The organism is Psittacicella melopsittaci (genome assembly GCF_003585925.1).
Classification (GTDB): domain Bacteria; phylum Pseudomonadota; class Gammaproteobacteria; order Enterobacterales; family Psittacicellaceae; genus Psittacicella; species Psittacicella melopsittaci.
Window position 1 is genome coordinate 23,168 of record NZ_NRJH01000006.1, and the last position, 14,312, is coordinate 37,479.

Annotated in this window: 6 protein-coding genes; 3 read left to right on the top strand and 3 right to left on the bottom strand. The window is 36.5% G+C overall.

Annotation, left to right across the window (positions count from 1 at the left end):
* Window positions 1-3: 3 nt before the first annotated feature.
* Together CJP74_RS00660 and nfsA are read right to left on the bottom strand one after the other, a co-directional pair.
* Entirely contained in the window at window positions 4-2,373 is a 2,370-nt protein-coding gene (locus CJP74_RS00660; RefSeq protein ID WP_119496351.1) for an ATP-grasp domain-containing protein, read from the bottom strand.
* 121 nt (window positions 2,374-2,494) lie between these two features.
* On the bottom strand, window positions 2,495-3,235 hold the full coding sequence (gene nfsA, locus CJP74_RS00665) for an oxygen-insensitive NADPH nitroreductase (protein WP_119496352.1): 741 nt from the start codon (window positions 3,233-3,235) through the stop codon (window positions 2,495-2,497).
* 774 nt (window positions 3,236-4,009) lie between these two features.
* On the opposite strand from nfsA, the gene CJP74_RS00670 reads away from it, so the two are divergent.
* Entirely contained in the window at window positions 4,010-6,211 is a 2,202-nt protein-coding gene (locus CJP74_RS00670) for a TonB-dependent receptor domain-containing protein (RefSeq protein WP_119496353.1), read from the top strand.
* A gap of 589 nt (window positions 6,212-6,800) precedes the next feature.
* Complete coding sequence (locus CJP74_RS00675; protein WP_119496354.1) at window positions 6,801-9,455, top strand: ATP-dependent Clp protease ATP-binding subunit; 2,655 nt, start codon at window positions 6,801-6,803, stop codon at window positions 9,453-9,455.
* Window positions 9,456-9,642: 187 nt separating this feature from the next.
* Here CJP74_RS00675 and adeD read toward each other — a convergent pair whose 3' ends face one another.
* Window positions 9,643-11,424, bottom strand: coding sequence for an adenine deaminase (gene adeD / locus CJP74_RS00680; protein ID WP_119496355.1), 1,782 nt, complete (start codon window positions 11,422-11,424; stop codon window positions 9,643-9,645).
* An 881-nt stretch (window positions 11,425-12,305) separates the two neighbouring features.
* On the opposite strand from adeD, the gene lysA reads away from it, so the two are divergent.
* Entirely contained in the window at window positions 12,306-13,574 is a 1,269-nt protein-coding gene (lysA, locus tag CJP74_RS00685) for a diaminopimelate decarboxylase (RefSeq protein WP_119496356.1), read from the top strand.
* Window positions 13,575-14,312: the final 738 nt, after the last annotated feature.

The following is a 14,312-nucleotide window of genomic DNA, read 5'->3' on the forward strand; positions in this document are numbered from 1 at the left end:
TTCTTAATTTTTTTGCTTCATGTTTTGTTTTAAGAGATGAAGTTGTTTTTCCGTTAGGCGAACTAAATCGAGGGGATTGTCCGGAGCTAATGGAAACTGATTAAACGGACTTGTTTGTTGTGCCTCTTGCTCATATGGCGTAGTTACCGTTTCTTGCACTACACCTTGGTGCACTGCTACTTTAGCACTCGCCAGAGCTGCTTTAAGAGTTGGTAAGCCCGTATGTGAGTATTGAGCAAAATAATCCGCATAGTTAAACTGCTCGGCGTCAGTAGGTTGGGTTGCCGTTTGCTCTAAAGCTATTGCCGGATTAACAAAAATTGGTACTGCTTGTGGCAATGTATTTTGCTCAAAAGACCAAATTTCAGGAGCTGGTTCGGGCTCGCTTACTACCTGACTGACATTGGTTACTGCTTGACTTACATTGGTTATAGCCTGACTCACATTAGTTGGTAAATGTAATTGCTCTTTAGCTTGTTCTTGCTCAAAAGTAACAACCGTAAGTTCATCTTCGCATTCTTTAGGAAGTTGAATTCTTTCGCGTTGCTCTTTTTCGATTTGTTCTTTTTGTAAGCCAACATGTTGGGAAACTAAAGACGGATCGGGAGCAAAAACTAGGTTAGCAGCATCTGTAGCTATATGCGGAATTTCTTGTTCTGCCTCTGTGAGAGCACAATTTACTTGGGGCATGCTCAGAGCTAGAGCTGCTTGTTCTTGCAGAGCTAAATCCTCTTCTTGTAAAGAGATAAATTCATGCACACGTTCAACCAGTTTAGCATGGCGTAGCGGCACTAAACTTGGCAGGCATTGATCGTGCACTAGGCGATCAGCAAAAAGATCGGCTTGACTTTGGGCTTGCCCTTGATCAATTACTGGTTCTTGTAAGCTTGCCGTTTGCAACGCTAGTTCTTGAGCAGCTTGCTTTTCTTCTCCTTGTTGCATGAGCACCGGACGACTTTGGCTAATGCTCACTCCCTTCTCAACGGCAGTATGTGCTATATCCTGGGCAAGTTGAGCAAGTTGAGCACTTGGTTCAAGGTCAGCTGTTAGTTTTTGGTAATTATGTTCAACTTGGGTTTGCGGGTCAACTATTTCTGGGTGTTGCGGTTCGAGCTCAACATTTACCCCAGTGTGACTGGCAACAAGTTGTTCTACATTATCTACGCCTTGAGCCGTGAGTTTTTCTTTTAAGCGCTGGGCTGTAGCCTGGGCTATAGCGCGGTCAACTTGCGCTTGTTGTTGATGAGCAAGTTCTTGGTTATAAGCCTCTTGCCATACTAAGGCTTGCTCGCGGTTTAGAGGATGGAGGTTGCTCAGATCCTTGCAAGCAGCACTGCTAAAGTAAAGACTATTGTGTCCGGTTAAGCGAATCAGTAAATAGTCGAGAATATTTAAGGCAAATTCCTGTTTTAAAACCTTATCGTAAGCAAAAAAGCCTGGGTTGGCGTTAGCTTCTAAAAACTGCCATTGTTGGTAATCGGGATTATAGATAAAATCTAAACCACAAAGATCAAGTTCGAGTCTTTGAGCTATAGCCAAAGCTTGTTCTTCGAGAGCCGGAGTAATTTGGTAAGGTACGCCATATCCCCCTTGGGCAATATTAGCTGCAATTTGCTCTTCTTGGGCTACACGTAAAAAAGCTCCTGTTACTTGTCCATTGAGTACCATTATCCGCAGGTCATAGTTACGCAGATCGTAACTTTGGATATACTCTTGGGCAAGAGTAAAGTCATGGTTGGACATATGCAGTGACTGCTGTGCCAGTTGTTGTTGGTTATAGGCAAGATTAAGCCCTTGTCCGCCCATGCTTTGGCTATTAGGTTTAGTAATTTGCGGATAGACTAAATAGGCATCACTGAGATTACGATAGGCATCCCAACGCATAAAGCTGGAGTTAACTACAGGAACTATATCAAGAAGTTGGAGATAGCTATGCCATTTGTCCCGACAATTACGCAAGCCCTTAATGCTATTGCTCACTTGCACCCCAAGTTGAGTAAAAGCTTGCCCTAAAGCAAAGCCATTGTGATTAAAAGTTGGTCCAAAGCGTGTAAGCACCAGATCCACATTGCTTGCATCAAAATAAATAAGCTCACTATTATCTTGAGCTTGGTCGAGTTCGGCATGATATTGCGAGCCATAATAGTCTTCGGGATGACTATAGTATTTGCGTGCCAGAGTTTTTTCTGAATAGGCAATTTTAAGGCAATTGTTGTGGATAAGCAACATAAATTTATCTATATCATAGTGAGCAAAATCGAGATAGATATGATTTTGACTCAGATTAAAATTTACAATAGCTTGTTCCAGAGCCTGATTAGTGTAAAGTTCGGCTTTTTTTACCAGGTTAAGAATACGATAGGTTTTTTTCATAGCTATAAACGCAGACAAGACCAACTTCTCGAGCTGGTCTCTGAGGAGATTGGTCTTGTGAAAAAAGGAAGTTGCACAGATTTACATTATAGCAAAATTTGCCTTAAAAAAGTGATTTCCCTTATTTTTTACAAAAGCCTTTTTGGGTTAAATAGGCTAAAAATTCTGGGTTGGCAGGACGATCAAACATATGTGCGGTAGAGTTAGACCATTCACCGTCTTTATGTAAGTATTTTTGGTTATAGGCATGTAATACTTGATCATAGGTAGCTAGCTGTTCGACTGTAGCGGGGGTATAAGTATCAGTATGAAGTAGTTGCTCTACGGCAAAGCGTGGACGTTGTAAAGGTTGTTCATCTGGGTAACCTAAACATAAAGCAAAAATTGGTACTACAAATTCAGGGAGATTTAGTTCTTGATCTAACCACGCGAGGTTATGGCGGATAGCGCCAATAAATAGTCCTCCTAGTCCCATGGACTCGGCTGCTAGCATCATGTTTTGCGCAAAAATGCTCGCGTCAATAGTTCCTGCTAAAAAGACTTCACTATATTGGAGTTGAGCTTGCGGATTAACTACTTTAAAGCGATTAAAGTCAACACAGATTATTAAAAACTCGGCCGCTTGGGTGATAGCTTTTTGCCGAAAGCATTTATCTTCAATACTTTGGCGAAGTTCGGGATTAGTAATCCGAATTACCGAAGTAGCTTGAATATTGGCATAGGTTGAAGCACGCGAACCTGCCTCAACTATGGCGTTGAGAATTTCAGGATTAATGCTTTTTGCCTTAAAGTGACGCACAGAAAAGTGAGAAAAGATAGTTTCTAAAGTAGGACGAGAAGCTAGATGCTCAGCAATACTCATATTTTCTCCTTGTGAAGTTAGCAAATACTAGTTATATTTTACTCCTGCAATTTTGGCTCAGAAGCAAAAAAAACAGAAAATGAGTTAATTTGCTAATAAAAGCCTCGCTAAAGGCACAATAAAAGTAAGGGAATAAGAGCTAAACTTGAGGAGAGGAAAAAAATTTTTAAGGACAAAAAACTTTATATTTAGGTACTTTAAAAAGCAATAAAGAAAAGTAAAAAAAATTCTAAAAATTCATTTTCCCCTGAAAATATCAGGGGAAAAAGAGTTAATTTTTTTGCCCGAAAGATGTTAAGAAAAAATACCAAATTCTCGGGCTTGGCACTAAGATGGGCTTTTGTTGTATAGAAGTTATTTTTTCCTATAACTAAAATAAATTTATTGATTAGCTTTTTTCAAGAGTAATTTTTTTCTTGGGGTAAATTTACAACAACAAAACTTAGATTTATTTTTGTCAGGGGGAAAAGATATTTTTTTGAAATATTTTTTTCCTTGCTATAATCGTTGCATGTTTAAATGAAAATCATTTGCATTTAAACGAACTAATTTGCTGTGGCAGACTTGGAGGCAAAGAATGTCTTTTTTGTCTTTTTCTCATTTTTTGCCAAAAAGTTTTTTGTCCCTCTAAATCACTCTATAATCTAACTCTCCTTTGTTGGCAAAAGGAGAGATTTAATTTGCAAGGCATCTCTTGCAACTAATGACTAAGTTAACTTTGCAGAGTTACTTAGACTCTAAATATTAAACTCTAATTTTAAATGTTTTTTAGCTATGAAACGTAAATTTACTCTAACTTTAGTAGCGACAGCTCTAGCGAGCGTGGCGTTAAACCATGCGTTTGCCGAGCCAGAAACTACTAAATTAAATACGATTAATGTAACGGGCGTACAGCCAGCAACAGTGCAAACGGTAACGCCAACTACGGCGACCTTAGGTAACTTAAAATCATTTTTTGGCAATGATTTAACTGTATCTATTACCAAGTCTCAACGTCAACGTGATGGGGAAGCGTCAATTAACATTCGTGGTCTCCAAGGTAACCGTTTAGCTCTGACTTTAGACGGGGTTTCTCTAGGTGAAGGTCTCGAATCTCGCTTCTGGTCAGCAAAAATTAAAGCTATTAGTTTTGGGCGTGGTGCATACATTGAAACTACAGGCTTAAAATCAGCAACAATTGACTTTGATGGTAACAATCGTGGCTCTTTAGGGGCATCGGTTGATTTCCGTACCCTTGATCCTGCCGACATTCTGAACGGACGCAGTAAAGGGGGCTATATTTATACTAAATATGACTCTACAGACTCTTCATTTACTAACTCAGCAGCCTATGCTTGGCATCTAGGAGCTTATGAGGGCTTTGTTTTAGGTACTTACCGTACGGGTCATGAAGTTAAAAACAATGCTAAAGAATTAGGTAATACTACAGGTTCTGGACGTTTAAAACCTAACCCACAAGATACAAGTCGTTATTACCTCTTAACCAAACACTTCTATCAACTTAACGACAATAATAAAGTTGGTTTAGTACTAGAGTACTTACGTGATCGTACTTATACTGACTGGTTAACTCAAGTAGGCTTCAATACTGTACGTCGTACTACTTCATATACTTCTTACGAGTATACGAACGACCGTAATACCCGTAACCGTATTAGCTTAATCCACGAGTTTACAAGCGACAATCTCTTAATTAACTCACAGTTAACCTATGCTGATCAACGTAACAAGTCTTACCGTCAATATGCAAGTGTAGCGGGAACTAGCGTAAGTACAGACTCAGAATTTACCACTACTAACTCTAATGGACGTTACAGCTTTAAAACACTATCTCTAATTTCTGATGTAGCTTACAAAATCAGTCAGAATAACACTTTACGTGCAGGGGTAAGTTTATCGCAAGACCGTTCTTCATTTGGGTATGTAACTACTTCTGGGACTACAGTAACTTACATGCGTCCAATTCCTAACTCTACAGCAACTAACTTAAGTCTCTATGTTTCTGATGAGTTACATCTAGCTGGCTTTACTATTAAGCCAACTCTGACTTTAGCACATTATCGACTTTCTCCAAAAACTAGTGACGGTTATGTCCAAGGTTATACTACCAGCACTGGTAATGCCTATGGTACTCTAGAGAAAATTAACAAAACTAAAGTCTTACCTAAGCTTTATGTAGACTATAAAGTTACAGATGCCTTTGTTCCTTATGCCCAATATAGCCAAGGCTTCCGTGCTCCGTCAGTACAACAGCTTTACGGTTACTTTGTGCGTGGTGACAACCAATACATTATTGGTAACCCAAGCTTAAAACCTGAAACTTCTCGTAACTATGAAATTGGTTTCAAAGGTCAAACTTCTGACTTTAACTACCAAGTTTCTGGTTTTGTAAGCAAATATAAAAACTTTATTAGTCGTCGTATTGACCGTACTACTGATTCTGATTATGCTTACTTCTCTTATGCTAACCAAAAAGAAGCAAAAATCTACGGCTTTGCAGCTAACGCTAAGTTAAAACTCTACAACAACTACTATGTATTCGGGGCTTTAGCTTATGCTAAAGGTAGTCAAACTGATGATTTAGGTACTTACTCAGCAGTAAACTCAACAGACCCATTCAAAACTTCTCTTGGGGTAAGTTATGAAACTCAAGTTTGGGGTGCTAAACTGGTTTGGAACTGGACAGACAAACGTGACACTAAAGACTTAACGGTTGGCTCAAGCATGTACAACCCGACTACGGCTTACTCTAAAGTTGACTTAGATCTTTACTGGAAACCAATTAAAGATTTAACTTTAGGTTTTGGCGTATCTAACCTCTTTGATGCTAAATATGTAGACTGGTCAAATATCTCTTACTACTACACCAACTTCTTTGAACAAAATGGTGGAGTATCTGGGGTAACAGCTGCTAATGCAGATTCATTTACTGAACCAGGTCGTACTTTCTATGTAACTCTACGTTACGATTTCTAGCATAAAATAAGCAAGCTAAGGTTTTTGCCTTGGCTTGCCTTTTTTATAAATAGATTTTTATGTTCGTAAGCTAAAAGAACTTTATGTTCCTTTAGCTAAATGAATTTATTAAGCTCGTTATATAAAACAGCTTTTAATATAAACCAATATTTATAGTTCTAATATAAACCTACATTTGTAGCTTCAACATTTAGAGTTGGAAATAAATTTTTGCTAAGAAAATCCTGAGCTAAATCTCCTCTCAGGACTCAAATTCTACCATATAAATGTGTAACTATTCCTTGTCTTGAGGCTTAAACTTGCTTTTGCTAGAATTTTAGTTTGGATTTAGACGTCTATTTATTTAAAATATTAAAAATAATTTCTATTTGCTTGAAATTTATTTGTTTAGTTAAATAAAAATTGAGTTATTTTGCTATCATTTGATAGCAATTTTCTTAAATTTAACTGTAAATAGACGTCTATTCTCTCAAAATTATAAAATATTTACTATTTTTTTATACTTTTCCTTTAAATAATCTTGTAATGGGCGTATAATATACGTGTAAAAAAATAAAAACAAAAAATAAAAAAGGAAGTATAAATAATTATGTCTGAACAAAAATTTACTAACAGTCTTATTAATACTTTTACGCGTGCGCAACAAATAGCTGATCAAGCTCGCCACGCTCAAGTAACTGACTTACACATGATGAAAGCCGCTTTAGAAAGCCAAGCTAACCCTTTATCTAGTTTAATTAGTACTATGGGAGTTAACTTAGCTACAGTAAGCCAAGCGGTTGAACAAGCTTTAGCAAGCTATCCGCAAGTAAGTGATAATACTGTAGCCAAAGAGGCTGATTCTATTTTAAGCGGACACTTAAATCGTGCCTTAGTTTTAACGACTCGTTTTGGGGATAAATATGCTTCATTAGAGCTATATCTCCTTGCGGTAGTCGAAGACACTAACCACAATAACGCCTTACGTAATATTTTCTTACGTTTACCACAAAAAGATGACTTCACTGCGAAAAACATTGAAGCAACAATTAAATTCTTACGTCAAGGTCGTACCGTAGATTCTACTGACGACAATGCTTTAAGTGATGAGATTAAAGCTTTCTTAACGGACTTAACCGAATTAGCGGAACAAGGTAAACTTGACCCAGTTATAGGTCGTCACGAAGAAATTGCGCGTTCTTTACAAATTCTCCAAAGAAGAAGTAAAAACAACCCTGTATTAATTGGTAAACCTGGGGTTGGTAAAACTGCAGTAGTTGAAGGTATTGCACAATTAATTGTTAAAGGTGATGTACCTGAAAGCTTAAAAAATGCTCGTATTTTAAGTCTTGACTTAGGGGCATTAATGTCAGGAACTCAATACCGTGGTCAATTTGAAGAGAAAATCAAAAAAATGTTAGATGCACTAAAAAGTTCATCAACAAATATAATTCTCTTTATTGATGAGTTACACCAAATTGTAGGTTCAGGAGCTACAGGTGATAGTGCTATGGACCTAGGTAACTTATTAAAACCAGCTCTATCACGTGGGGAAATCCACTGTATTGGGGCAACAACATTAAATGAGTACCGTCAGTATATTGAAAAAGACTCTGCTCTTGAACGTCGTTTCCAAAAAGTAATGGTAGACGAACCAAGTGTTGAAGATACAATTAACATTCTTCGTGGTTTAAAAGAAAGATATTCTTTACACCACAAAGTACAAATTACTGACTCAGCAATAGTGGCAGCTGCTGTTTTATCTAACCGTTATATTACCGACCGTACTTTACCAGATAAAGCTATCGACTTAATCGATGAAGCTGCTTCAAAAATTAGTATGGAAATTTCTTCAGAACCTACGCAAATGGTACGTTTACGTAATGCCATTGATGAGTTAAAAATCTCCCAATTTGCATTAAGTAAAGAAGAAGATGAAGAAAGTAAAAAACGTTTAGCAAAAATTGAAGCTGAAATCCAAACTAAAGAGCAAGAATACGACTCTTTAAAAGAAGTATTAAATTCAGAAAAATCTCGTCTTAACGCAGATCAGGATTTAAAACTTAAATTAGAAAAATTAAAACTTGAAGCTGAACGTGCCCAACAAAACGGCGAATATGAAACAGCATCACGTTTACGTTACCAAGATATTCCAGAAATTGAAAAACAATTAGAACAACTTGGTAATGAAGACTTTGATTATCAACTAATTCGTACGCGTGTTTCAGAAAAAGAAATTGCGGAAATTATTAGCCAACAAACTGGTATTCCATTAAGCAAATTACAACAATCTGAAAAAGAAAAACTTCTTAACCTCGAAAACGTATTAGGTCAATACGTAATCGGTCAACCAGAAGCTATTCGCGTAGTATCAGATGCAGTACGTCGTTCTCGTGCTCATATTCAAGATGACAAAAAACCTCTAGGTAGCTTCCTCTTCTTAGGGACAACTGGGGTAGGTAAAACTGAGTTAGCTAAAGCTTTAGCTTTCCAATTATTTGATAATGATGAAAACATTGTGCGTATTGACATGTCTGAGTATATGGAAAAACACACAGTATCTCGTTTAATTGGGGCAGCTCCAGGTTATGTAGGTTACGAAGAAGGTGGTCAATTAACCGAAGCAGTTCGTCGTAATCCTTACTCAATTGTTTTATTCGACGAAGTTGAAAAAGCTCACCCAGATGTATTTAACGTTTTCTTACAAATTCTTGATAATGGTCAATTAACCGATGGTCAAGGTAGAGTGGTTAATTTCCGTAACACGGTAATTATCATGACTTCGAACATAGGTTCACGTGAAATTATGGAAAACTCTGAGTTACCATATGAACAATTACGTGATATGGAATTAGGTATTTTAAAACAATACTTAAAACCAGAAATCCTTAACCGTATTGACGATATCGTAGTGTTCCACCCACTAGCAAAAGAAGACATGAAACGTATTGCGCAAATCCAATTAAATCGTTTAAACGATCGCTTACGTTTCCAAGAACTTCTTCTTAAAGTGGAAGACGGTGCTCTTGATTATCTCTGTGATATAGGTTATGACCGTGAATTTGGGGCACGTCCATTAAAACGTGTAATTACTAACTATGTAGAAAACCCACTTTCTCGCTTAATTATTAGTGGTCAAGCGGGTGAACACTCTTATATAGTTGTAAGTAAAAACCCAGCTTATGTAGACGAAGATACAACTCCAGATGTAGAGCCATTATTATTCAAAGTTGAAGCGGCTCCTGCTTCTGAAGTGTTCTACTAAGAGCTAGTTTAAGTTTGTAAGTTAACTTAAAGTAAATCAAATAAGTTAAGCTCTAGTTAATTAACTTAAGTTCAAGCTAACTAAAGTAAAATAAAAACCCTCGGCAAACGCCGAGGGCTTTTTTTTGTAACAAAAAAACCCTAGGCACAAGCCTAGGGTTCATAGAGATGACAATATCTAGATTAGATTATTCAACTTCTAAAGGAACAAATTTGAATTGCGTAACATCAAATAGTCCATTACAAGTTAGTTTTAGTTTTGGAATAACTGGTAGAGGTAAGAAAGATAATTGCATGAATGGGTCGTGTAAGAATACCCCACACTCACGCGAAGCTGCTTTTAATTGTTCAATAGTTTGATGAACAAAGGCAGCACTTTCGGTTGAAAGAACACCCGCAATAGGTAAAGCTAAGTGAGCTTTAACTTCGCCATCAAGTACGGCACTAAAGCCACCGTTAGTAGCAATAATTGCATTTAAAGCATCAACTAAATCCTTGCGTGTTGCTCCCATAGCCGTAAGGTTATGGCTATCGTGCCCTACTGAAGAAGCTAAACCACCACGAGTTAAACCTGTTGCCGTTACTAAAGCAAAGGCAGGTTTTACTTGATGACCATAACGTTCAACCGTAGTTAAAAAGGCTGCTGGCTTATCAAAAATTGGATTGCCGTCGGCAGTAAAGCCTGTACAAGTTAAGTGCTCTTCACCGGTAATAATTTCATCGTGAATCACTTCAACAGCACGATATTTTTTCCCAACTTCAAATTCATAAGCAAAGTCTTCTTCGCGTAAAGGTTCACGAATTACTGATTTGAAAGTAGGTGGGTTTGAAGCAGCTAAACGAGCTGGAGCATTTTCTACCAGATTTAACTCAGATACGTCTTTACCGCCCACAAATACTTTACTAATAGTTACGTTTTCTACATCAGAAACTAAAACTATATCCGCTTTGCGTCCTGGAGCAATGAGACCTAGACGTTTTAAGCCATAGTGTTGTGCGGTAGTATAAGAAGAAACACGGTAAGCTAAGTGTGGCTTAACCCCATGCTTTTGAATAAGACGACGCACCATAGCATCTATGTGACCTGTGTGTACCATGTCATAAGGAGTAATGTCGTCAGTACATAAACAAATAGCTGCCGAAGAGTATTCATTAAGAATTGGAGCAAGAGCATCTAGGTTACGTGCCACACTTGCTTCACGCATAAACACGGTAACGCCTTTAGCTAATTTTTCTAGAGCTTCTTCTTTTGTAGTGCATTCGTGGTCATTTCCAATTCCTGCTGCTATATAAGCATCAAGAGGACGACCTGAAACTGTTGGGGCGTGACCATCAACAGCTAAACCTGCAAAGAGAGCAATTTTATCAAGAACTAATGGATCGCCATTAATTACGCCCGGAAAGTTCATCATTTCTGCTAGACCAAGAACATAAGGGCTATCGATATAGTCTTTCATTTGATCAACGGTAAACTCAGCTCCATTAATTTCGCAATTAGGGAGAGCTGGGACACATGAACTCATTTGAATGAATTGGTTTTGGTAAGCTTGTGCAGAAGAGCGTAAGAACCACTCTAAACCTGTAGTACCAATTACGTTAATCACTTCATGAGGGTCACAAACAATAGTAGTTAGACCCAGAGGTAGAGTTAAAGACTCAAATACTTGCGGTGCCATAATTGAAGATTCAATGTGCATGTGGGCATCAATAAATCCAGGCACAGCAGTATGACCTTGAGCGTCTACTACTTTTGTTGCAGGGTGGTTTGCATATTCAGGACCAAAGCCCACAATAGTATCATGCTTAATTACAATTGGACCATCCATATAGCCACCACTTACTAGATTCATGATTTTTACATTATCAATACGTAAGTCGGCAGCTTGTTCATTACGTGCTACTGCTAATACATCTAAAAGTTCATTACGAGGAATAGCCTGGGTGTGTTTTGCTTGTCTAGTTGTTGTCATCTCAATACTCTCTATTTTTTTGATTTTAAAAAAAGGCTTAATTTGTTGGTACAAATTAAAACCTTTGTCTTATGCCTTTGCTATAAATTGTAAACTTAGCTTGAGCTAAAGTAATCACTGTGAAATATTTATAAAAAATCCAAATCAAAATCTCTTGTCTTGCTAAGAGAAAACACGTGAGAAAATTGCCTTGAATTTTCTCACGCTTATCCTCATTTAGTAAAGGATTAAGCTTACTAAAAATAAGAGGTAAGTTTGTTGCTAAAAAAATAATTACTGCGTATTATGCCACAATAAAAATAAATTAAAAGAGAAAAAGGGTAATTTTTCTCAAAAAAATGCATTTTATTGCAAAATTTTATCATTTGAAATTTTAATTTTATAAAAATAATTGCAAATGATAGAAAAGTTTAAAGAAGCTAAACAAAAATTTGCAAAATGTAATTTGTAGAGGAGAAAAATAGCTTTCCAACCTAGCGTTTTGTGGGGTCTTTATGGATAAAATATTGCAAATGATAGTTTTTTATTAAAAATATGGCTTGCTTTTGATAGTTTGAGAGAGGTAACTAAAATAAGGGGTGGGAAAGAAAAAGGTAGGAAAAAAATGAAAGAGAAGGGAAGAGAAAAACGAAGAATGAAGAAGAGAAAATCTAAGAGAAAAACGGAATATAAAAAGCCAAACAAAATCACCACAAGAACCCAAAACCTAGTCTAGAAGCAAGCGAAAGTAAAAGCGACAAAACAGGAGCTTAAATTATCTCTTTACCCCTTTGAACAAGTACTAATTTTTTTTAGCTTATGCGAAAAAATTGGTATAATTAGAGACTAGATTTCTCCTTTTCCCGACCCTTAAGGTCGTCAATTAGAATTAACATTGATCCATGGATTTTTTTAGATATCAAGATGGTGAGCTCTATGCTGAATCAGTACCAGTAAAGCAACTGGCACAAACATACGGCACACCTTTATATATTTATTCAAAAGCAACCTTATTACGTCATGTACAAGCTTTTAAAGAAGCATTTGCAGGACGTGACGGCTTAGTATGCTATGCCGTAAAAGCTAACTCTAATTTAGCTATTTTACAATTACTTTCACAACAGAATATTGGTTTTGATATAGTTTCTGGTGGCGAACTTGCACGTGTTATTGCTGCTGGAGCAGATCCACATAAAGTAATTTTCTCTGGGGTAGGTAAAACCGAAGAAGAAATTGAAATGGCTTTAGAAGCAGGGATTTTATGTTTTAATGTAGAATCAGCAATGGAGCTAGATCGCATTAACCTTGTTGCTGGCCGTATGGGTAAAGTAGCACCAATTAGCTTCCGTATTAACCCTAATGTGGATGCTCATACTCACCCTTATATTTCTACAGGCTTAAAAGAAAACAAATTTGGTATTCCAGTAGAAAGTGCTTTAGCTGAATATCAACGTGCTGCAAAAATGGAGCACGTAGAAATTGTGGGGCTAGATTTTCATATTGGCTCACAATTAACAGAAATTTCTCCTTACATAGATGCTATTAAAGCTCTGAAAAAACTAATTCGTCAGCTTTATGCAGCAGGCATTAAACTACATCACTTAGATATAGGTGGTGGTTTAGGAGTAACCTACTCAGTCGAAGCTCCACCTTTACCAAACGAGCTGTTAAATGCAGCTTATGCTGAATTAGAAGATCTCTTTGATGATGTAGGTACTTTACAGGTTGTAGTTGAACCAGGGCGTTCAATTGTAGCTAATGCAGGCATCTTTGTTTACAAAGTTGAGTTTACTAAAGACAACCTTGGCAAAAAGTTTGCTATTGTAGACGCAGGTATGAATGATAATATTCGTCCAAGCTTATATGGTGCTTTTATGAATATTATTACGGTAGAAGAAAATCCTGAAGCTGACCTAGAACTTTACGATGTAGTAGGTCCTGTATGTGAAACTGGGGACTTCCAAGGGAAAAACCGTCAGTTACGCGTACGCCCAGGTGACTTCTTAGCTATGCGTGGTTCTGGTGCTTATTGCTCGGCTATGGCTTCACAATATAACTCTCGTCCAAAATGTGCAGAAGTGCTAGTAGACGGAGATAAAGTACACGTTATTCGTGAACGTGAAACCTATGAAGATTTATGGGCAAAAGAAAAACTTCTTGAGCAAGAATAATTGCTTAAAAATCCTCTAAACAAAAATGTTTAGAGGATTTTTTTTGCATTTAAAACAGGTTGGTTTGTATTAATTTAAATAATTAACTATTTACCATTTACCAATTAATCTATATCTGGTTAATTATTAAAATTAGTGATCAACTAATAATTCAGACATAAAAAAAGAGGAAGTATCGCTTCCTCTTTGTAGGTTAGAATATAAAAATTAACTTTTGCTTTGTTTGTTGTTTGGAATATGAAAAGAATAATTTTTGGAATATTAAAAGAATAATTAATAAAGGTTTTTATATGAAAAAGTGTTACTTAATTAGCTTTGTCTAATTTTTTTTTGTTCCAAGCCCCCGAGTCTCAAGAGGGTAACGTTCAATCTACCAGAAATATGTGTTTTATAATTCTATGTTTGGATTTAGAGGTATAAGATAGATTAGGTTACAGAGTAGAATTTACGACCCAGGAACAAGAGTATAAGATAATAGTTTTTGTTTGTGTTGTTAGAATAGATTTTAATTATTTATTAAATATTTAGATTCCTCATGTTGTATTTTTGTTGCTAATTATTTTTACATTTAAGTTATAAGGAGCAATATTTAAAATTACAAGAAACAAATTTCTTAAAATGTTGAATTTTAATAAATGTTTTTATTGAGTTTTTACTTAATTAAGAAAAAATGCCTAAAAAAATAAATATTTTCCTTCCTGTTAAATTACCTCTAAAAAAACTCAAAAAAATCCCAAA